This window comes from Exiguobacterium sp. E17S, assembly GCF_057772545.1.
Genome location: NZ_JBYLRU010000001.1, coordinates 1,123,964 through 1,143,371 on the forward strand (window position 1 = coordinate 1,123,964; position 19,408 = coordinate 1,143,371).

At 44.4% G+C, this 19,408-nt stretch carries 24 protein-coding genes; 9 read left to right on the plus strand and 15 right to left on the minus strand.

The window, feature by feature from the left end; all coding sequences use genetic code 11:
- Positions 1–55: 55 nt before the first annotated feature.
- Complete coding sequence (locus AC3B4V_RS05900) at positions 56–451, plus strand: disulfide bond formation protein B (RefSeq protein WP_064299595.1); 396 nt, start codon at positions 56–58, stop codon at positions 449–451.
- Between the two features lie 254 nt (positions 452–705).
- On the opposite strand, the gene AC3B4V_RS05905 is transcribed toward AC3B4V_RS05900, so the two are convergent.
- From AC3B4V_RS05905 to AC3B4V_RS05935, 7 genes are all read right to left on the minus strand, one after another.
- Complete coding sequence (locus AC3B4V_RS05905) at positions 706–1,977, minus strand: FAD-dependent oxidoreductase (RefSeq protein ID WP_326187600.1); 1,272 nt, start codon at positions 1,975–1,977, stop codon at positions 706–708.
- 115 nt (positions 1,978–2,092) lie between these two features.
- Positions 2,093–2,911 (minus strand): NAD(+) synthase, encoded by an 819-nt coding sequence (nadE, locus tag AC3B4V_RS05910; RefSeq protein ID WP_215083893.1) that lies wholly within the window; start codon positions 2,909–2,911, stop codon positions 2,093–2,095.
- Positions 2,912–2,944: 33 nt separating this feature from the next.
- Complete coding sequence (locus tag AC3B4V_RS05915; RefSeq protein ID WP_223040610.1) at positions 2,945–3,391, minus strand: BsuPI-related putative proteinase inhibitor; 447 nt, start codon at positions 3,389–3,391, stop codon at positions 2,945–2,947.
- A gap of 79 nt (positions 3,392–3,470) precedes the next feature.
- Positions 3,471–3,683: a hypothetical protein gene (locus AC3B4V_RS05920; protein ID WP_023468866.1), complete on the minus strand. Its 213-nt coding sequence runs from the start codon at positions 3,681–3,683 to the stop codon at positions 3,471–3,473.
- 360 nt (positions 3,684–4,043) lie between these two features.
- Positions 4,044–5,135 carry a conserved virulence factor C family protein gene (locus AC3B4V_RS05925; protein WP_488377966.1) on the minus strand — a complete coding sequence of 364 codons (1,092 nt, stop codon included), beginning with the start codon at positions 5,133–5,135 and terminating at the stop codon, positions 4,044–4,046.
- A gap of 86 nt (positions 5,136–5,221) precedes the next feature.
- Complete coding sequence (locus AC3B4V_RS05930; protein ID WP_214858068.1) at positions 5,222–5,935, minus strand: alpha/beta fold hydrolase; 714 nt, start codon at positions 5,933–5,935, stop codon at positions 5,222–5,224.
- An 8-nt stretch (positions 5,936–5,943) separates the two neighbouring features.
- On the minus strand, positions 5,944–6,501 hold the full coding sequence (locus AC3B4V_RS05935; RefSeq protein ID WP_023468869.1) for a GNAT family N-acetyltransferase: 558 nt from the start codon (positions 6,499–6,501) through the stop codon (positions 5,944–5,946).
- 111 nt (positions 6,502–6,612) lie between these two features.
- Between AC3B4V_RS05935 and AC3B4V_RS05940 the strand changes: the two genes are divergently transcribed.
- From AC3B4V_RS05940 to AC3B4V_RS05955, 4 genes are all read left to right on the plus strand, one after another.
- Positions 6,613–7,365: a hypothetical protein gene (locus AC3B4V_RS05940; RefSeq protein WP_244290046.1), complete on the plus strand. Its 753-nt coding sequence runs from the start codon at positions 6,613–6,615 to the stop codon at positions 7,363–7,365.
- Positions 7,366–7,612: 247 nt separating this feature from the next.
- Positions 7,613–7,906, plus strand: coding sequence for a hypothetical protein (locus tag AC3B4V_RS05945; RefSeq protein WP_050677561.1), 294 nt, complete (start codon positions 7,613–7,615; stop codon positions 7,904–7,906).
- Between the two features lie 346 nt (positions 7,907–8,252).
- A complete protein-coding gene (brnQ, locus tag AC3B4V_RS05950; protein WP_488377967.1) occupies positions 8,253–9,578 on the plus strand; it encodes a branched-chain amino acid transport system II carrier protein in 1,326 nt (441 codons plus the stop codon).
- A gap of 139 nt (positions 9,579–9,717) precedes the next feature.
- Positions 9,718–10,518, plus strand: coding sequence for a DegV family protein (locus AC3B4V_RS05955; protein WP_488377968.1), 801 nt, complete (start codon positions 9,718–9,720; stop codon positions 10,516–10,518).
- Between the two features lie 55 nt (positions 10,519–10,573).
- Here the strand turns inward: AC3B4V_RS05955 and AC3B4V_RS05960 are convergent, their stop codons facing one another.
- Genes AC3B4V_RS05960 through AC3B4V_RS05970 form a run of 3 tightly spaced genes read right to left on the minus strand, consistent with a single transcriptional unit; the run spans position 10,574 to position 12,233 of the window.
- Entirely contained in the window at positions 10,574–11,071 is a 498-nt protein-coding gene (locus AC3B4V_RS05960; RefSeq protein ID WP_214859674.1) for a hypothetical protein, read from the minus strand.
- Positions 11,071–11,691 (minus strand): phosphatase PAP2 family protein, encoded by a 621-nt coding sequence (locus tag AC3B4V_RS05965; protein WP_214859672.1) that lies wholly within the window; start codon positions 11,689–11,691, stop codon positions 11,071–11,073. Before AC3B4V_RS05965 ends, AC3B4V_RS05960 begins: the two co-directional genes overlap by 1 nt.
- Entirely contained in the window at positions 11,691–12,233 is a 543-nt protein-coding gene (locus tag AC3B4V_RS05970) for a phosphatidylglycerophosphatase A family protein (RefSeq protein WP_034786059.1), read from the minus strand. Before AC3B4V_RS05970 ends, AC3B4V_RS05965 begins: the two co-directional genes overlap by 1 nt.
- A gap of 145 nt (positions 12,234–12,378) precedes the next feature.
- Between AC3B4V_RS05970 and AC3B4V_RS05975 the strand changes: the two genes are divergently transcribed.
- Positions 12,379–12,891 carry a YjcG family protein gene (locus AC3B4V_RS05975; protein ID WP_023468877.1) on the plus strand — a complete coding sequence of 171 codons (513 nt, stop codon included), beginning with the start codon at positions 12,379–12,381 and terminating at the stop codon, positions 12,889–12,891.
- Here AC3B4V_RS05975 and AC3B4V_RS05980 read toward each other — a convergent pair.
- On the minus strand, positions 12,826–13,113 hold the full coding sequence (locus AC3B4V_RS05980; RefSeq protein ID WP_488377969.1) for a hypothetical protein: 288 nt from the start codon (positions 13,111–13,113) through the stop codon (positions 12,826–12,828). The genes AC3B4V_RS05975 and AC3B4V_RS05980 overlap by 66 nt on opposite strands.
- A 110-nt stretch (positions 13,114–13,223) precedes the next feature.
- Positions 13,224–13,997 carry an enoyl-ACP reductase FabI gene (fabI, locus tag AC3B4V_RS05985; protein ID WP_029342212.1) on the minus strand — a complete coding sequence of 258 codons (774 nt, stop codon included), beginning with the start codon at positions 13,995–13,997 and terminating at the stop codon, positions 13,224–13,226.
- 209 nt (positions 13,998–14,206) lie between these two features.
- On the opposite strand from fabI, the gene AC3B4V_RS05990 reads away from it, so the two are divergent.
- The gene (locus tag AC3B4V_RS05990; RefSeq protein ID WP_488377970.1) at positions 14,207–15,310 is read left to right on the plus strand and encodes an FtsW/RodA/SpoVE family cell cycle protein; all 1,104 of its coding nucleotides are present in this window, start codon (positions 14,207–14,209) and stop codon (positions 15,308–15,310) included.
- 53 nt (positions 15,311–15,363) lie between these two features.
- Here the strand turns inward: AC3B4V_RS05990 and AC3B4V_RS05995 are convergent, their stop codons facing one another.
- The 3 genes from AC3B4V_RS05995 to yjbM are packed head-to-tail and all read right to left on the minus strand — an operon-like array spanning position 15,364 to position 17,725.
- Positions 15,364–16,248 (minus strand): RluA family pseudouridine synthase, encoded by an 885-nt coding sequence (locus AC3B4V_RS05995; protein ID WP_214858071.1) that lies wholly within the window; start codon positions 16,246–16,248, stop codon positions 15,364–15,366.
- Between the two features lie 18 nt (positions 16,249–16,266).
- Positions 16,267–17,070, minus strand: coding sequence for an NAD kinase (locus tag AC3B4V_RS06000; protein WP_488377971.1), 804 nt, complete (start codon positions 17,068–17,070; stop codon positions 16,267–16,269).
- 10 nt (positions 17,071–17,080) lie between these two features.
- The gene (gene yjbM, locus AC3B4V_RS06005) at positions 17,081–17,725 is read right to left on the minus strand and encodes a GTP diphosphokinase (RefSeq protein WP_035396676.1); all 645 of its coding nucleotides are present in this window, start codon (positions 17,723–17,725) and stop codon (positions 17,081–17,083) included.
- Between the two features lie 96 nt (positions 17,726–17,821).
- Between yjbM and AC3B4V_RS06010 the strand changes: the two genes are divergently transcribed.
- Both AC3B4V_RS06010 and AC3B4V_RS06015 read left to right on the plus strand, forming a co-directional pair.
- Positions 17,822–18,403 carry a CYTH domain-containing protein gene (locus tag AC3B4V_RS06010; protein ID WP_488377972.1) on the plus strand — a complete coding sequence of 194 codons (582 nt, stop codon included), beginning with the start codon at positions 17,822–17,824 and terminating at the stop codon, positions 18,401–18,403.
- 94 nt (positions 18,404–18,497) lie between these two features.
- On the plus strand, positions 18,498–19,289 hold the full coding sequence (locus AC3B4V_RS06015) for a DsbA family protein (RefSeq protein WP_050677567.1): 792 nt from the start codon (positions 18,498–18,500) through the stop codon (positions 19,287–19,289).
- The last annotated feature ends 119 nt before the right edge of the window (positions 19,290–19,408 follow it).

The window sequence follows — 19,408 nt, forward strand, 5'->3', positions numbered from 1 at the left end:
GACTCCTCATGATATAAGATGGCATTAGTTTAACACGTTAGAAAGGACGATACATATGACACGCTATCATTTTATGTTCATCATCTCAACGATTGCAACGCTTGGCAGTCTCTATTTCAGTGAAATTCGTGGATTCATCCCCTGCCCTCTCTGTTGGTGGCAACGACTATTCATGTATACGACTGCCTTTTATTTGCTCATCTCGCTATTCCGTTCGAAAACGATTGATCCACTCTTCGTCCGCCTGTATGTGCTTGCCGGCTTTGGTGTCGCCTTGTACCACGTCATCCTTGAGCGCTTACCCGATGGCGAAGCGTTATGTACAAGCGGCTGTCTCGTCAAGTGGGTCAACTATTTTGGTTTCTTGACGATCCCGATGATGAGTCTCATTGCCTTCACTTTACTCTTGATTCTAGCGTTCTATCCAGCACGTTCGAACAATGAAGCATAAGATGGGCTGACTCAAAAGTCAGTCTCTACAAAGATAAGGATGGCAGAATGATGATCTGCCATCCTTATCTCGTAACAAAAAGAATGACGCGTCACACGCCACTCCTACAGGAACAAGCGTATTTATGCGCTGTCAGAGACGAACAAGACCAGCTTTCCTGCTTCAACGAAGTAGGAAAGCTGGCTTGTGTCTCGCCTGAGGAAAGGGCGTGAAAAGACGCGTCATTCTTTTTTTGAGTCAGCCCCCGTTTGACATCACGTCCAGCGATTGAAGACGCTCACGGCACTTGAGAACGCAAGCTCCGAGAGTTGTCCCGTACCTTCACACCAGTCCCCGACGAAAGCGACACCTGCATGATCCGGAATATGAGTCGCAAGCGGCGCTTGCCCCATTTTCCATTTGATTTCTTGTACGACTGCTCGTTTGATCGTTCGTTCTGCGACGATACGTTGTCGCCAATCTGCAAAATGAACGTCAAGCATCTGTTCGATTCCTGTTCGGACATGTCCAATATAATCAGGATCCTCAAGTCGATCGTGTTCAAGGTAGGCGATTGCTTGAAGGACTTGACCATCCTTCGGTGCGAGACTTGCATCATAATGCGATAAATCCGTAATGAACGCTCGATGCGAACGGTCGTAGATGTATGAATACGGTGTTTGGATATACGGATGAAGTCCAAGATCATATACGAATACTTCTACCGGTTCATGACTTGCATATGGTGTAACAAATCGCTGAATGGCAGTGGGGGTCGCCATTTTTAAGATTTCACGCGGTGGTACGGCAAAGATGATCCGTTCGACGTTCCATTCTTGTTTCTTTCGATCACGTACTAAGAATCCTGTCGTAGTCGATTCGACTGCTGTTATTTTTGTTTTTTTCAGGATTTCTCCGTGGTTCTCTAGGATGATCCGTTCCAACTCCTGTACTAACCCTTGCCATCCACCTTCGATGTATGAGACAGGCTTGCGCGTCCGAAAAAGTTTTTGATAGTACTCGAAATAGACGTCTGACGGAATTTTTTCGGGTTCTGCCGTAAAAAAGTTCGTTGATGCCAAATCAAGCATCAACTGTGCCACTTGTTCATCGACTCGTTCTGTCTTTAACCATTGCCCGATCGATTGTTGCGGATCCCCTCGTTCGACTCGTAAAATCGTTTTAATGATTTCCCATGTGAAACGTACTTTGTTCGTTCCTTCGATGACTTCTGTTTTCAATAATCCCCAGGCATTCGCAGGAACTGCCGTCAAATGACCTGAAAACTCATATTTCGCACGACTCGCTGAGAAATCCAGCCACGTCACTTCGATACCGAGCTGTTTCGTTAGTTTGCGAAGAATCGATTGATCGCGTCCATAAATCGCATGAGCACCGTAATTAAACGTAAATCCTTTTACGGTTTGAGAGGTGGCACGTCCTCCAAGTAATCCCGCATCCCAAAGCGTGACCGGTGTTCCTTGTTTTGCGAATAATGCAGCTGCCGTCAAGCCGGATAACCCTCCACCTATAATCCCAATCGTCATACTCTCGCCTCCTCAATCATCGTTTCTCTTCTTTTCCCATAACAATTGAAGAAGAATCGAAGAACATGAAAAAAGACGTGATTTCACGATTGAAATCACGTCTCCTTATTTTGGATTAGGCTTTCCACCATTCATCGAGTGGTGAGACCGGCATATGATGCTTGTGTCCAACACGTTTATACTGCGTCTCTAACTTTTCTTGACTTGCTTCTGAAATCGTCTTTCCTTCCAAGTAGTCATCGATTTCTTCATATGTCATACCAAGTGCCACTTCGTCTGGTAGTGCCGGACGATTTTCCTCAAGGTCTGCTGTCGGAACTTTTTCAATCAAGACTTCTGGTGCGTTCAAGTAACGTAAGAGTTGTTTCCCTTGCCGTTTATTCAGTCCTGTCAATGGCGTCAAATCACATGCACCATCACCGTGTTTCGTGTAGAATCCCGTCACGAATTCAGCTGCATGATCCGTCCCAACGACTAAACAGCCATAATGAGCGGCTAAATCATATTGGCTTTTCATTCGCTCCCGCGCTTTCGTATTTCCTTTACTAAAGTCGGAAAGTTCTGCACCTGTCGCTTCTTTGAACGCCTGCATCGATGCTTCGACTGCTGGTTTAATGTTCACACGAAGCGAATGATCCGGTTGAATGAACGTCAAGGCTGTCTGTGCGTCTGCTTCATCTTGTTGTTCCCCGTAAGGCAAGCGGACCGCATAAAACGCGACATCTTTCCCCTCTTCTTTTCGCAACTCTTCAACAGCCAGTTGGCACAGACGACCGGCGAGCGAAGAATCTTGTCCGCCAGAGATGCCTAATACGAATCCTTTTGCTCCTGTATGCTTGAGATACGCCTTCAAGAAGGCTACCCGCTCGTTTACTTCTTGTGCTGGGTCAATGACAGGTTTTACGCCTGTTACTTGGATGATTTCTTGCTGCATGAATCGCTTCACTCCTTCATGTTGTGTTAATCGTCATTTTGAATCAATCATTTGCTGATCCGTCGTTTGTTTCGCACTTGCTCCTTTAAACTGACGGATTGTCGATACGCGTACTTCCGTACTATCACCTAAAGAGGAGATTGGTAATTCAACCGTATACTGTTTCGTTTCGCGTTTCGTGAACGTATCTTTTTCAATCGCTTGCGTGAATACTTGCTCTTTCTCAAAATCATACGTTACGTGTTGTTTCGCATCAATCAATTGAGCCTGAAAACGTTGTGAGGAAGGATACGTCACGTTCACACTGTGATCATTTGGATTCGTTAAAGAAATGTCTAATTGCATCATGTCGTCCTGCTTTGTCGTTTTGACTGCGATCTGAATCGGTTCGTTCGTGGTTGTTGTTGCCTGTTGTTTCTTTTCTTGGCAACCTGCTAAACAAACAGAAAGCAGTAGCAGAATGAAAACGAGACGTTTCATCTCATCCCTCCTTTTATCTCTAATAATTTTATCACAAAAAAAGCGAGAGAGGATTCTCCTCTCTCGCACGTTTATCCACTTATGCCACAGGTAAAGTCGATGGATTCATCTTGAATGAAAACAATTGCTCTAATCCTGTCGCAAACAGTTCGTCACAAATATCCTCTGCTGCGTTTGCTGGCGCGACTAATGTAATCGTACGACTGTCGATTGTTTCGATCGTTACATATACCCCTGTTTTTGTCCGTTCCTTGTATCCTACTGCTAAATCTGTTTCAGCGAAAAGTAACATATCCCCGATTCTCCCCTTTTCTCATTCATAATGCCCAGCCAAGAAATGACCTACATGATTCGAATTCGTTATTGTAGATTAACTGTACCAAAGGGCAGGAAAAAGAAGAAAATTGTCATTCGACATTTCATTTCGAAACAATATTTCAATTTCATCAGGGATATTTTGGAATGCTTGATTTAGTTGTTAGATGCAAGCGTTTTAATAAGCATTTCCAACACATTTCATTTCGATTTCAAAAAGATGACAACATAATTTTGATTATTTTACCAGCGTTTTTAGACAACAGGGAAAATATACCTAGACAATTGGTGACTCATTTTGTCGAATGATTCTCTTAAGCAATTATTTTTTAAGTTCTTATGAACTTTCATCTATCATTCGATTCATTTGCTGCCAAACCGTTCCTAGTGCTTCTTCCCCACTTTCGATCCGAGTTAATGCGAGTTCGGCTTGTAGAGCCACTTCATATTCCCGGTCTCGAATGGCTTCACGCAATCTTGGAATTGATTGTTCCGTTCCGACATCAAACAGGAAGCGAGCAGCTCGCCAGCGTACTAATTTATTTTTATCCGCTAGCGCTTCCATCATCATTGGTTCAGCTTCCGGCATCGCCCAATCTGAAATCGTATCGCCTGCTGTCCGGCGAACGATCCCTGACGGATCATGCAGTGCACTCGTCAAATACTCTAACAGTTCTTCACGGTGATCTTCGAACATCCCAAGCTTTACGATCGCTTGACGTCGAATTTGCATCTTCTCATCCTGTAACAGGCGAGCATAAGCTGGAACCCATTCCATCTCAACAGGTAGTTCATCGAGCGCCGCGAATCGTTCTTTCCAATCGGATGATTGAATCGCTTGACCGCTAAACGTAATATCTTCTCCTGCTGCGAGCGACTTGAGACGTTCGAGACGTTCGACTGGATAGGCAATCTCAATCTCATTCGCTACTTCACGCAAGCTTTCGTCAAGGTCACCGTATCGAGGTGCTTGTTCTACCCAGCGTCGATCGCTAATGACATTTTGAACGAATGGTTGGACGAATAGCGCTGCTTCCCGGAAACGTTCCGACAGCCCTTCTCGTTTTTCTTCTAATCCTTTCACACCTTTGATTTGCATCGGTACGCCTAAAATGAACTGCACGAATAGATGGACAGGCTCATACTCAGCATCTGTCTTGTGTTGTTCAACGTCATTCAACGTTTCACCGAACGCACGTCGTATATCGATGACAAGCGAGCGCCAATCATATTTCGGATAACGCTCGATCGATAAAAAGTCACTGACCTGATAAACGAACTTAACGCCAGGTATTTCAAGTAATCGCTGAATGTGTTCCGGTGCGCCAAAGGCATGCTCGAATGTCTGCCCCTTTTCCGAAAAGACCTCATCAACGATGACTTTCATGTTATTTGGACTTGGTGTTGGTTCAATCGCTACGATTTTCATGTGTATCCCCTCCACTCCTATCATTTCAGATATCTCATCTGAAATGCAAAGCAAATGCCCTACAGACATGACCGTAGGGCAAAAACTTACTTGAATGCTTCTTCGATGATTGCAACGAAAGCATCCGGTGTCTCAAGCATCCCCATGTGTCCACTGTCTGTTGACCGATGTATGAGATGATCATTCTTTGGTGCAAATGCGCTTTCCTCTGAAATCAGTTGATCTTTCGTGCCGTGAATGATGACACCCTTCACGCTTGCTTTCGTCAAGACCTTCGTCATATCTCGCCGATCTCGCATCGCAGAGAGCGCACGGATAGCTCCTTCGACCGTCATCATGTACCCGATCTCAAGTGCTTCAGCGACAGCGAACTCATCTGCCCCTTCAGCGAATAAGGATGGAACAAGACCATTGACGAATTCTCTAACACCGACTTCTTCAACGCGCGTGATGTTTTGATTTCGTTTTTGTTTCGCTTGTTCATCATCTGCTTTAGCTGTCGAGTACACCAGTCCGTATCCACTGATTTGATCCGCATACCCTTCTACGATTGCAGCTGTGATGTATCCACCAAATGAATGCCCGATGATGATCGGCTTTTCGATACCACGTCGATCAAGTTCATGCATGACCCATTCGGCAAAGCCTTCAATCGTATCCGGACCAACATCAAGTCCCTCATGCCCCGGTAAACTTAGTGGTAATACATCAAAGGAATGTCGTAAATTTGCCTCTACCCGATTAAAATAATCTGTTCCTCCTGTAAATCCATGCAGGAGTACGAGTGTTTGTTTTTCCATTGACTACCTCATCCCTTCCATTCAGATGCGAGCATACGGTACATCGTCAAATCCATGAAACGACCATGACTGTATGCATAATCTTCTAGTAATCCTTCTGCTTTGAATCCTAATTTTTGAACCAATGCGTTAGAAGCGAGGTTTTCAGGTGCGACGAGGGCGCTGATCCGATGGAGAGCAAATTCTTCAAAGCCATATGTCAGAACAGCTCTTGCCGCTTCCGAAGCGACACCACGTTGCCAATAATCTTGACTAACTTCAAAACCAATTTCAGCCCGATGGTATTGAGACAACCAGTTATGAAAACCGATCGTACCGATCAATTGATTCGTTTGTGCATCAGCAATTGCCCAGCGAATCGCTTTACCTTGCGTGAACTGTTCTTTAAAGTAACTGATGACATTTTTAGCTTCATAGACCGTCACGAGCGGATCTGATCCGTAATAGTACATGACTTTATCGTCCGATAGGATTTTAAACAATTCGCGTGCGTCACGGTTTTCGAGCTCACGTAATATGAAGCGCTCGGTCCGCAATTCCGGGAAAGGCTTTCGCAAGCCCCACATGCTCCATCACCTCTCTTTATGCTTCTCTATGTAGTATGCCCGTTTTCAGAAGTAAATATCCTTTCAGGCAATTCGAAGTTTTGCTACTATTAAATTATGAAGTAGTTAGTCATGGAAAGGAAGCGAAGTGGTATGTCGAGTGCGTTACTTTACTTATATGAGGACGAGGAAAATCAACGATTAACGATGTCAGGAGTACATTTCTCTGATTTCGCTGCAGCCGTGGATTTGAAACGTCCTTTACTCATTTCAGGAAGTGATTTCAAACAGACGAAACAATCGTTTCGAACGATGCTTCATTACATCGAATCGCATGAGATCGAACAGTTTTCACAATCAACGGATGTCCAGCGTCATCCTTTGACTGCTATTGATATTCGATCTTCCCATTCGCTCGATGTATTGACGGATGTCGAAATCGCGGAATTATTATTTTTAATGCATATGAAACGAGGGACACCGCTTCCTTTCCTTGACTCGATCGAGAATGAACTGGTCTATTTTAGCGAACACGATGGGCTTCATGCTTCTGTTTACTTGAAGGATTGGTCAAGGGTAGAACAACTTATCTCCGATCTCGTACAACGGAAATTTCGTCAGCACGCACGATCCGTTGCTTCGATCGCCTTAACGGCTGAAATCATGATTCATATCCGTCATCTCCTCAAAGAAGGAGTATTGATTGATTTTGAAAGTGCAAAACGGTCTGTTTTCTCAAGAAATATCACGATTCCTGTATATGTAGCAGGACGCTACGAAGATATGAGCGTATTACATGAAGATTTTGAAGCGGAGAAAGAATCGATCCTTCGACGAGGAACGCTTGTTTGTCGCAAAAAAAAATGGAGTTTTGAGTTAGATTGACCTTTAGCATCTTTTTCTTTTAGAGAAGGATGCTTTTGTTCTATTTGAATTTCACATGATGATTCCCTCTTAACAGGTATTCCTATCCATATGACAATATTGTTAAAAAATTTTTCGAATTTTCACACAAAATAAGACTAGCATCTGGTGAAGACTTCGCTATAATGAGTATAACCTTTTCAAGATAGAAGTTAGACCCGGTTTTTTATAGGGACAGTACTGGAATCAACAGAAGGAGGAATTCAATATGGATCAGTTAAAAGTGAACGGAATTGGCTCATTCACGAAATTTGCGACAAATGGAAACATCCTGAAATTAAAGGATGCGACACTCGGTGAAGTAAAATTGTCGCTGAATGAAGCGAGTTCAATGACCATCGCCCCTGTCGATGAAGAAAATGGACTTTTCATCATTAAAGGGCAACAGCAGGAATCGCTTGTTGAACTGACGTTACCACGTCAATCCTGTGAGGTCGTTCACGCTTGGCTCCTCCATAAATTGAAACGCCACAAAAAAACGCGCTCGATTGCAACGAGCTGATGTGTAACGTAAAACGTCTTGAGTAGAGACCCTCATCTCTCTTCAAGACGTTATTTGTTTTCAAAAATTCGGCGGTGAATTTTCAGAAAATATTGTTTTATTAATTTCTTCATGTTATCCTTAGAAAAATTCAAACAGGAGGTTTTAAACATGACACACGCAACGCTCATCCAAGAACGACTGATTGTGATTAAGAGTAGGGACTGAAGATTCATTTCTCGTTTGAGAAAATGAAGATCCAGGCCCTTTTCGTCATTTCGACAAGGCGTCTGAGCAAACGACGCCTATCCACAAATTTAGTGGATGAGGCTTTTTTTATGAAATTAGGATGAATGGAGGACAACACATGTTTAAGACAAAAGATACATTTGCTCTAGGATTTATGATTTTTGCTTTATTTTTCGGTGCGGGTAACCTGATCTTCCCACCGGAACTCGGTGCGCTTGCGGGTTCACAGTTCCTTCCTGCCATCCTTGGTTTTATCGTAACGGGTGTCGGTCTTCCTTTGCTCGGCTTACTTGCAGTTGCCTCTATCGGAGGTGGCATCAAAACACTTGCTGCACCACTCCCTCGTTTTGTAGGTGCTGCCTTGACGTTCGCACTCTATGTTGCGATCGGTCCCTTTTTCGGGATTCCGCGAACATCGGTTGTCACGTATGAGCTCGGAGTCGTACCATTCCTTGGTGCACCCTCACAAATGACGTTGATCATCTCATCGAGTCTCTTTTTCCTTGCTACACTTTATCTTGTACTACGACCAGGAAGATTACTTGAGATCATCGGGCGTTTCATCACACCATTATTACTGATTGCTCTTGCAGCATTAAGCATCAGTAGTATCATTTCGCCACTTTCGAGTGTCGCTTCACCAAACGAAGCGTATGAGACGACTGGACAGGCATTCATTCAAGGTTTCCTTCAAGGATACTTAACACTTGATGCACTCGGTGCCTTGGTATTTGGTGTCGTCGTACTGCATACATTGAAAAGCCGAGGCGTTCATGAACGAAAAGCACAATTTAAAGTCGTCACTCGTGCCGGAATCATCGCTGCCACTGCTTTGACTCTCGTCTATGTCGGACTTGGAATGATCGGACGTAACACATTTGCCGCCATCGGAAAAGTTGATGGTCCAGCACTTCTTCAGCATTATGCAAATACTGCCTTCGGCTCAATCGGTTTAGCTGTACTTGGTCTTGCAATTCTGCTTGCATGTTTGACGACATCAGTTGGTCTCGTCACCGCATTTGTAGAATATATGATGACGATTTCCAACCGTGTATCTTTAAAAGCGGCAAGTATCTTCACGACTGCTCTTGGTCTTACGGTATCGATCGTCGGATTGCAGACATTGTTATCTATCGCTGTTCCGGTATTGATGTTCCTTTATCCAATCGTCATCGTCTTGATCGCATTGACATTCATGCGTCACCTGTTCCGTCGTAAGTCGGTTGTTTATCAATCAACTCTTGGTGTAACGATTTTCTTTTCATTCTGTAGTGCGTTGAATCAACTTTCGCTTTTCCCGGGAAATCTCAAAACGTTCTATCAATCCTTACCTTTAGTGGATCAAAGTTTAGAATGGTTATTCCCAGCACTCATCGCCTTCGGTATCAGTTCATGGTTTGGACACGTTTCCAGTGCTTCTATTACACAAAAACGCGCTAGCTAGTGATTCCGCTTTCATCGCTATGGTATGATGAACAAAATGGTTCTATTAATGGAGGCGTCATATACATGGATAAGATTGCTTGGATTACCGACAGCATGGCTTTTTTTGAGCCAGGAGAGGCTGAAAAATCGGAGTCCATGTGATACCGACTTTACTCATCTTAAACGGGGAGTCTTACCGGGAGTATGTCGATATCTCGATTGAACAGCTTGATCAAAAAATGCGAGAAGATTCTCACGCTTCACCGACGACTTCTCAACCATCATTCGGTGACTTCGTGACCTTGTATGAACAATTGCTTGAAGATGGCTATGATTACGGGTATGCGATTCATATCACGAGTGGACTGAGCGGCACATATTCGAGTTCCGTCGCTGCAGCTGAAGCCGTTGGTTTCCCCTTATACGCGATTGATTCGTATACAGGTGCTGCGAATCAGCAAGAACTTGTCCGGATCGCACAACGACTCGTTGCTGCTGGTAAAGGTCCCGATGAAGTCATGTCTACGCTTGAGACATTCAAGCACAAATCGCATTTTTATCTGATCATCGGAAATATGGAGACGATGCGACGGAGCGGACGTGTCTCTGGAAGTCAGTTTTTATTAGCAAACATGCTCAATATTAAACCAATCGCTCAATTTAATGAGGAAGGACGGCTTGTCCCATTTAAAAAGGTCCGTTCCATCAAAAAAGCTTTTAAAGAAATGGTCAGTGAAATTTCATCAAAAGTCAGTGCTCATGGTGTATATGATCGGACGCTTTATGTCAGTCACACGCTCGCTCATGCCGCTGCTGAAGAATTACGGCGCTTGATTTCTACAGAACATCCGGAGCTTCAAGTACGCATTACCCAATTTGGTCCTTCCATCTTGGCACATGCTGGTGCTGAGACGGTCGGTGTGTACTGGTTCGATGAGATTCCTTTACCAACAACTTGATATCTTGCACGAAACGATGAAAACCGGACGGTCTGCTTGAGACCGTCCGGTTTTTTCATGTCGTTTCATACTTACGAAATAGTTCTTCTAATAATACGGCTTCGTCCGTCGTCCGTTGAATCGGCTCATGTGGAAGCGTGATTACTCTGGATAACGTCTCAGAAGGATATACATCAATCGAAACTTGTTCCATTTCGATGAGATACTCAAGGATGGAATCAAGTGATGTCTCCTTATTGAATTGACGAAGCCAATTTTCATATCGACGATCCACTTTTCCTTCTTTAAGCAAAATCTTTCCACCGTCAATGATCGCCCACTTCGGTGGCGCATCGATTTGAAAGAGTTCCAACTGCTGGTACTCTTCCATCGTTCGTTTCGTCACCGGAACAACACCGTTAATTGACACTAACCGTTTTAATCTAAGATGCGCTCGCATCGTCATAAAACGAGGTCGCCCAGCGACTCGCTCGACAAGCAACGTCGGCTTGTCGATGGAGCGCATCGTCTCTTCATCAAATAATAAACTATGATCAACATCTAACAGTAACATCAAGCCACTCCTTTTTTTCTACGAGAGACGATGAATGCATAGGAGCTACATAAAAGAATCGCGGCAAAACAATATCCACCGATGACATCTGAGAAATAGTGAACGTTTAAAATGATTCGAGAAGCTCCCATGGCGAGGAATAATCCAATCGTCACGATCGATACAAGTACCTTCCCACCTGTTTTCAAATGACGAAACGCAACGACGAGAAATCCGGCATAGACGGCAAAAGCCATCGCTGAGTGACCACTCGGAAAACTGTATCCTACACCACCAACCAGTTCATTTAATGAGGGGCGCTCTCGGACAAAGGCGAATTTAACGACTTGATTCAATCCACCTACTGATACTGCCATGAACACATACCAAATACTTGCAATGCGATCTCGCCACAAAACATAACTCAGTATTCCAAGTAAGACCGTCATCGTCATCGCCCCTGGACCTGATCCGAGTTGAGTGAACCAAGAAACGTAATCCCCTGGGACGTGTTGCGACATATATGACGATAATTGAGCATCAAATAAAAAATAGCCTGTTGTCCGAATGGAGACAGCGATGATCACGAATAAGACGACAGCAATGGATGCACCTATCCACGCCGCTCTTGCACCCCGCATCAGTATGTTCCCTTACGTTCTTCTAATTCTTCTGCTGAATAGTCTTCCTTATCTCGCAAACGATGCGCTAGTCGTCCGGATGCATTTGCTGCGATGGCCGCGACGATATCATCCATGAACGTGTTGACTTTTCCGTCCCCAAGCTTCGTATCGAGTTCTTTGATAATACCGACCTTTGCTTTATCCAAATAGCCGAACGTCGTAACCGCAATCGAACCATACGTGTTGACGGCACCAATCGCAATCGTCTCATCTACGCCAAATAGCCCTTCATCGCTTTGGATGATGGACAGGAGGGGTTCTGATAATAACCCTTTTTCCGCCAAGATGTCTAGTTCTGCTCCGACGAGAATCGCATGTTGTAATTCACGTTTTTCAAGAACACGTTCTACTGAACTGACACATGTTTCAATTGTCAAATCCACCGTGTAGGGGGCCTGCATTTGGTAAACGATCTCAGCGATTGCATGAATCGTCACCCCTCGTTCATGTAACTTATCGATAGCTGCCTGTTTGACCTCTTTTGAATGTGTTTTCTTCATGACTATATCCACCTCTCCAACAAAGTACTTCATTAGTATACACGGATTCTGAAGCTCCTCTCAAACTTCTTTGACATCGACGCCAGAATCCGTCATGATTATTTTGTAAAGCGTTATCATTTCAGGGGAAAGTAGGGGATTTTCGATGAACATCGGGGTTGTATTGTTTCCATCGAAACGCGTTCAAGATTTTGCAAATTCATACCGAAAGAGATATGACTCGAAGTATGCACTGATCACACCTCATATCACGCTACGGGAGCGGATGGAAGTCGATGAGACAGAACTAGACCACATCGTGACGGAGTTGAATCGAATCGCGTCCGAAACGAAGCCTGTCAATTTGCACATCCAAGGAGCTCGTTCGTTCCATCCGACGAACAATGTCTTGTTCCTTAAAGTAATGCCGACGGATGAGTTAGAACAATTACATCGCGCTTTGCATACAGGACCACTCGAACATAAGCCGAAATACGATTTCTTGCCACACATCACAATCGGTCAAGAACTGTCGGATGTCGAACTGTTCGATGTACTAGAACGTCTCAAGATGGAAGATATCCGTTTCCAAGAGGACGTAACGAAAATGGCTTTATTGTATGAACTGGAGAACGGTGCTTGGAGTGTCTATGAGACATTCCGCTTCACAGGTCAATGAATGATTAAACTTCCCGGTCGAAGCTTGACCGGGAAGTTTTAGTTCTGGTAATACACCGTATGCATTTGCCTGTTCTTCTAAAAAGTCGTCCGCTTCGTGTTCGCGGTAAGGGTCGACTGGACGTATCGGTTGAACTCGAGCGACTGGTTCAGTCTTTAGCTGTGGATCGACACGTACTTGACGATTGACATATTGTACGACTGTAAAATCGATTGCGTTCATCCTCTGCACTTCCTCTCTCCTTCAACATGTTCATATTTGACACTTCCCCGATCCAGCACAAAAAAAACCAAGCCCCCTTCTCAGGAAAGCTTGGTTCAATCTGTTATCTATTAAAGAATGTGGAATCCACTATCGACGTGAAGGATTTCTCCTGTCACCCCACTCGACATTTGTGAAAGCAAGAACAGTCCACTTTGACCAATTTGTTCTGTCGTCACGTTACGATGAAGTGGCGCACGTTCTTCGATGCTATCAAGAATCGAATTGAAATCGCCGACACCTTTTGCGGATACTGTCCGAATTGGACCAGCTGAGATCGCATTGACACGAACGCCTTGCTGACCGTATTCAGCAGCGAGATAACGAACGCTTGCATCTAATGCGGCTTTCGCAACACCCATGACGTTGTAGTTCGGAACCATCTTCTCACCACCGAGGTACGTCAACGTGATGACGGATGCATCTTCCGTAAAGAAATCTTTCGCCGCTTTGACGACTGCTGTTAAGCTGTAGGCAGAGATATCAAGTGCTTGCGCGAACTGTTCACGCGTTACCCCAGAAAATTCACCACGAAGCGCTTCTTTATCCGCGAATGCGATCGAGTGAGCAATCCCTGAAATCTTCCCGTGGTCCGCATGAATCGTTTGGAAGACCTGTTCGATCTCTTCATCACTCGTGACATCACACGTATAATAAGAAGCTGGACGTGATAATTCTTGTCCTAATTTTTCAAGTGGTGCCTTAAAACGCTCCCCGACATATGTAAATGCCAGGCTTGCTCCAGCAGCGTCGAGCGCACGTGCGATACCCCATGCAATCGAACGTTGGTTGATGACGCCCATGACGACGTACGTCTTGCCTTCGAGTGAAGGATAAATATTCATGATAAAGTCCCCCTTGAATTAGTACCTGGTAATAAAACCTATCTTCAGGTTACAAAAACGTAACGCTTCTGTCAACCATCGCTCTTGATATTGCGGATTTGATAAATTACGGTAATATAGAAAGTGATAGAAAGTAGGGATGAAATGAATCGATTCAAATCATTTACACAACGTTATGATCATACGTTGCTTTTTTACTCGCCTGTCTGATGGTCATCAGTATCATCGCCATCTATACAGCACAACCTTCGCTTAAAGGTGCGATCAGTGCCATCAACTTCTCTGCCAAACAAATTCAATGGTATGTCATCGGCTTCATGGCGTTATCGGTCGTCATTTTCATCGATTATGAACAGTTGAAGCGATTCCACTGGTTTTTATATGGAGCAGGTATCGTATCGTTAATCGGTCTTGTCATTTTCCGTGGTACACCAATCGTCACTGAAATCAAAGGGGCATACGGTTGGTATCAATTCCCAGTTATCGGTACGGTTCAGCCGGCTGAGTTCATGAAGTTCTTTTTGATCGTGACACTCGCTGCCGTCATTACCGAGCACAATGCGCGTTATGTTCAACATGAAAGAGATCTCTTGTTACTTATCAAGTTAGTCGCGGTTACAGCCTTGCCGCTCGGTCTTATCATCATTCAGCCCGATTTAGGGATCGGTTTGATTCTATGCGTCATCTTAGCATGTGCGATGTTGTTATCCGGACTAAACTGGAAATGGCTTTTGACGATGTTCGGTCTGTTCGCAGGAGCCGTCATCATCTTCTTTTACCTGTTCTTTTTCCAAAATGATTTACTCGCAACCTTTTTCCCAGGTCACGCGATGAACCGGATCATGGCTTGGTTGCAACCGTTCGAATATGCGGATGATCTGTCGTACCAGCTCGTCCAAGCAATCAACGCTACAGGTTCAGGGCAAATGTTCGGCGTTGGATACGGGAAACTGCAAGTGTTCGTTCCGGAATTGCATACAGACTTCATCTTTACGACGATTGCCTCTCACTACGGTTTCATCGGGGCTGCCATCGTCTTGATCGTCTTGTTCCTGTTCGTCTATCGCTTGATTCAGATTGCTCTCGAGACAGCTGACCCATTTGGTACCTATATCGTGACAGGATACGTCGCGATGTTTACGTTCCAAATTTTCCAAAACATCGGGATGACGATTGGTGTCTTACCGATCACAGGTCTTCCCCTACCGTTCATCAGTTATGGTGGATCAACGATGATCGTAAACCTCGTCGGTCTAGGATTGATCATGGCAATCGCCTCTCAATCTCGGATTTCCATGTTTGATGAAGACTAAACACAAATAAAAGGCAGTGGACCAAGTCCATTGCCTTTTATTTGTGTACTTTATCATTCCAGTCGGAGATCCTCAGGAAGTGGTGCTTCAAAACGAACCTGTTCTCCCGTCGCAGGATGAAGGAACGTTGCTGACGCACTATGAAGCGCCTGACGCGGAAGTAACGGGTTCCCTTGATACATCGTATCGCCAATCAAAGGATGCCCAAGAAAAGCAAGATGGACACGAATTTGGTGTGTCCGACCTGTCTCAAGTCGGATATCGAGTAATGAGATTTCTTGGTCAAAGGCTCGAACTAGACGGCTATTTAAGATATGCGTAATGGCTCGTTGACCATCTGGTCGTACCATTCGTTCCATGAAGGAATGATCGGTTTGACCAATCGGTTGATCAATTGTTTGTACCGGTACGTTTCCCGGTGCATACGCTAAATAATGTCGTTCTAATTCATTGGATCGTTGCATGAGACTCATCCGGTGATGGGCAAGCCCATGTTTCGCGAACAAGACAAGACCACTCGTATCACGATCGAGCCGATTAACGATATGGATTGCATACGGAATTCCTTGTTTTCGGTAATAACCAAGGACATAGTTCGATAATGAGCGTTCCGGATGCAGTCGAGACGGAATCGATGCCATGCCCGGCGGTTTATTGACGACGAGCAACCAATCATCTTCAAACAAAATATCAAGTTCCCCTTCTGTCGCCACCATATCCGGTGCTGGTGTCTCTTCCGGGAAGAAGACATGGACATGATCACCCGCGTGTAAGACGTCGTGGACGTTAACATGCTGACCATTACGCGTGATATCCCCATGATTTTTAATCGATACTAACATTTTTCGCGAAATCCCTAAGCGGGTCGTACAAAAATGACTGACACGCCAGCCATCCTCGATGTCAGTCACCATCTGTTGTAGCTGAAATCCATTCATGTTTCCATTTCCTTTACTTTAACGTCTTTCGTCTGCCAGGAAAGATTCCCGCACCCGTTGCCAGAACGGGAAAGAACGAAAACGAGCAAATTTCACTTTTTTATCAGAGACCCGGCATCGAATCGATGTCACGTTTTGATGAATGATTGAAGCATAGTGGTCATAGGTCATCTGAAAATCAATCGGATTAACGGGACGAATTTCGACATCATGATGTTTCGGTAGCAACATCGGTGAGCCGATCGTCCGGTAAACACGATTGTTGATGGAAGCCATCTCTGTAATTTGAATTGCTTCGAGCGCCGGGTGAACGATCGCTCCGCCGAGTGCCTTATTGTAAGCTGTCGAACCAGACGGTGTTGATACACACAACCCGTCCCCTCGGAATGTTTCGAAGTAGTCACCTCGAATCGATAAATCGCAAACGAGTGTCTGATTAAAACTTTTAATCGTACATTCATTCAAGGCAAGCAGTTGGTTGTGTGAACCGTCCGCATAATCAATCGAGAGTTCAAGCAATGGGTATTGAACCGTCGCTAAATCCTGCTTCGCGATATGATCAATCAGTTCATCCATTTCTTCAGGGCGCCAATCCGCATAAAAACCAAGATGCCCCGTATGAATCCCAACAAGCGTAATTGTCTCTACTTGATCGAGATACGAATGAAACGCCTGTAACATCGTTCCGTCTCCACCAATCGAGACGACGATTTCCGGCTGGCCGGCATCAAGAATACATCCCCGATCCGTCAATGCCTGCTCGAGTTGCTGTTTCAGCGCATGAGATCGCTCATCATCACGAGCCGTGATTGCAAAACGCATGGTCATCCCCCTACTCTTTTAATCGTTCAGACGCCTTAGCGTCGCGTTGAAAGACGAGTTGTGCATCTTGGATTTCTACTTTCAGCTGGCTCATCTCCGCATCAAGCAAAAACGCTGCCTCTGCTGCACGACGCAGACGCTCACGCGTCTCTTCCGGAATATTTCCTTGGTACTTATAATTCAACGAGTGTTCAATCGTTGCCCAGAAGTTCATCGCAAGCGTTCGAATTTGAATCTCGACTAACGTCGGAACTTCACCTTCGATCGTCTGTACCGGATAGGCAATGATGACGTGATACGATCGATAGCCACTATCCTTTTTTTGTGTAATGTAGTTCCGTTCTTCGACGATTTTAAAATCTCCGCGCGAGCGCAGCAGCTCAAGGACATGAATGATATCATCGACGAATTGACACATGATACGTAATCCGGCGATATCCTGCATGTCTTGTTCTAATGACTCACGCGCAATTGCTTTTCGTTCCGCTTTTTGAAGAATGCTCTTTACAGGTTTGACCCGTCCTGTGACAAATTCAATCGGTGAATGTTCTCCCCGTTGCTGAAATTGTTTACGAATCGCTTTTAGCTTAACTTTCAACTCATCGACCGCGATTTGATACGGTGCAAGAAATAAATCCCAATTTTCTTTTGTCATCTGATTTGTCACCACTTTTAATCGAATAGTATTGGTTCACTGCCTGTTCCTACCTCATTCATGTTATCATATTTTCAGACATTCAACTAGAAAGGCGTGATTCCGATTAGACAAGAATTGGAAATCGAATTCAAGAACTTATTGTCTGAACAAGAATATCTATCGTTATTTACCCATTATGCGTCAGCTAAACAACCCATTTGGCAAGCAAATGATTATTTTGATACGCCTGATTTTGAACTTCGAAAAAAAGGTGCTGCTTTACGGATTCGTGAGAAAAAACAAGGGCTCGTACTGACTTTAAAACAACCCCATGAGGAGGGGTTGCTTGAAACGCATGTCACGTTATCATCAACTGAAGCAGAAGATCTATTCAAATACGGTCTAATTCATTCCGAAGAGATGAACGAACAGCTAAAGCCATTTGATTTACAGGGATCTTTGGAGCATTTAGGTCGATTAGAGACAGAACGAATCGAAACCGTGCTCCCGGAAGGATTGCTTGTCCTTGATAAAAGTCGCTATCTCGGACATACCGATTATGAGTTAGAGTTTGAGGTCAGCAACTTCGAACAAGGGCAAAAGGATTTCGAGCGAATTCTTTCAGAACACGACATTCCACAGCGCAAAACAAAAAATAAAATCGTTCGCTTCATGGAACGTAAAGCGCTTTCTTGATTTTTCGTGTAAGAATGAACAAGCAAAACCTTTGCTCTTTCTTTTTTTTCGTTGCTAAAATAGGGTAACGATAACAACAGGAAGGGGTGAACGGATGGAACACGCACAATGTAACGGATCTTATTGTTCATTGGACGAACCATCGATTCAACAACCGACGAAACCTCTGGAAATCTATCATTTTCTAGATGTGACACAAACGGATGGTTTACGGTTGATACCCGTCCTCAAGAAGCTAGAGCTAGAATATGGTCATCTGTTCCGTCTTCGGACGATTGCAACGATTCCATGTGCTCCATCACGATCCGCATGCGACATGTCACCACTCGTCATTCTAAAAGCAATTGAGCTTCAAGGAAAAACGTTTGGTATGCGATTCATGCGACGCCTTCGAATGCTTCATAACGTCGAAGGAGAAAGTGCTTATAGTCGGCCATCATTGATGCGGCTAGCAGAAGCATTAACGGAGTATGGTTTGGATTTAGATGAGTTCCATCGTGATGTCTCGTCGGATACGATTCAGCAAATGCTCGAGAAAGAAACTGAACTAGTCACCGAATGGGATGTTCGGATTCTTCCAACACTCGCTTTCGTCGGAGACGAAGAAGCGATCAAAGCAGAAGGACCTTATGAGTATTTGGTGTATGTCTCGATCTTAAGTGAATTGCTAGATCATACGATCGAAAAACAACCGAAGCCACCACTCGAACAATTCTTGAGACGGTATGAAACAGCAACAACGGCTGAAATCGCCTTTATTTATGACGCTCCTGAATCCCAGATTGAACACGAATTAAAAAAACTGGTCTTGCAACAAAAATGTGCTTCTCTATCGTACTGTGATGGAAAAGTATGGCGTCACTTAAAAGATTCGGCACACGCATGATAAAAACAATAAAAAGGACAGTTCAGCGTGCTGAACTGTCCTTTTTGTGTTCAATCATAGACAAAAGAAAAAGTCCCTCCTGACGAGAAGGACTTTTTCTTTTGACCACTGGATGGGGG

Coding starts and splice junctions, on each gene's coding strand:
- AC3B4V_RS05900 (WP_064299595.1), top strand. CDS start 56: ATGACACGCTATCATTTTATGTTCATCATCTCAACGATTGCAACGCTT.
- AC3B4V_RS05905 (WP_326187600.1), bottom strand. CDS start 1,977: ATGACGATTGGGATTATAGGTGGAGGGTTATCCGGCTTGACGGCAGCT.
- nadE (WP_215083893.1), bottom strand. CDS start 2,911: ATGCAGCAAGAAATCATCCAAGTAACAGGCGTAAAACCTGTCATTGAC.
- AC3B4V_RS05915 (WP_223040610.1), bottom strand. CDS start 3,391: ATGAAACGTCTCGTTTTCATTCTGCTACTGCTTTCTGTTTGTTTAGCA.
- AC3B4V_RS05920 (WP_023468866.1), bottom strand. CDS start 3,683: ATGTTACTTTTCGCTGAAACAGATTTAGCAGTAGGATACAAGGAACGG.
- AC3B4V_RS05925 (WP_488377966.1), bottom strand. CDS start 5,135: ATGAAAATCGTAGCGATTGAACCAACACCAAGTCCAAATAACATGAAA.
- AC3B4V_RS05930 (WP_214858068.1), bottom strand. CDS start 5,935: ATGGAAAAACAAACACTCGTACTCCTGCATGGATTTACAGGAGGAACA.
- AC3B4V_RS05935 (WP_023468869.1), bottom strand. CDS start 6,501: ATGTGGGGCTTGCGAAAGCCTTTCCCGGAATTGCGGACCGAGCGCTTC.
- AC3B4V_RS05940 (WP_244290046.1), top strand. CDS start 6,613: ATGGAAAGGAAGCGAAGTGGTATGTCGAGTGCGTTACTTTACTTATAT.
- AC3B4V_RS05945 (WP_050677561.1), top strand. CDS start 7,613: ATGGATCAGTTAAAAGTGAACGGAATTGGCTCATTCACGAAATTTGCG.
- brnQ (WP_488377967.1), top strand. CDS start 8,253: ATGTTTAAGACAAAAGATACATTTGCTCTAGGATTTATGATTTTTGCT.
- AC3B4V_RS05960 (WP_214859674.1), bottom strand. CDS start 11,071: ATGTTACTGTTAGATGTTGATCATAGTTTATTATTTGATGAAGAGACG.
- AC3B4V_RS05965 (WP_214859672.1), bottom strand. CDS start 11,691: ATGCGGGGTGCAAGAGCGGCGTGGATAGGTGCATCCATTGCTGTCGTC.
- AC3B4V_RS05970 (WP_034786059.1), bottom strand. CDS start 12,233: ATGAAGAAAACACATTCAAAAGAGGTCAAACAGGCAGCTATCGATAAG.
- AC3B4V_RS05975 (WP_023468877.1), top strand. CDS start 12,379: ATGAACATCGGGGTTGTATTGTTTCCATCGAAACGCGTTCAAGATTTT.
- AC3B4V_RS05980 (WP_488377969.1), bottom strand. CDS start 13,113: ATGAACGCAATCGATTTTACAGTCGTACAATATGTCAATCGTCAAGTA.
- fabI (WP_029342212.1), bottom strand. CDS start 13,997: ATGAATATTTATCCTTCACTCGAAGGCAAGACGTACGTCGTCATGGGC.
- AC3B4V_RS05990 (WP_488377970.1), top strand. CDS start 14,207: ATGGTCATCAGTATCATCGCCATCTATACAGCACAACCTTCGCTTAAA.
- AC3B4V_RS05995 (WP_214858071.1), bottom strand. CDS start 16,248: ATGAATGGATTTCAGCTACAACAGATGGTGACTGACATCGAGGATGGC.
- AC3B4V_RS06000 (WP_488377971.1), bottom strand. CDS start 17,070: ATGCGTTTTGCAATCACGGCTCGTGATGATGAGCGATCTCATGCGCTG.
- yjbM (WP_035396676.1), bottom strand. CDS start 17,725: ATGACAAAAGAAAATTGGGATTTATTTCTTGCACCGTATCAAATCGCG.
- AC3B4V_RS06015 (WP_050677567.1), top strand. CDS start 18,498: ATGGAACACGCACAATGTAACGGATCTTATTGTTCATTGGACGAACCA.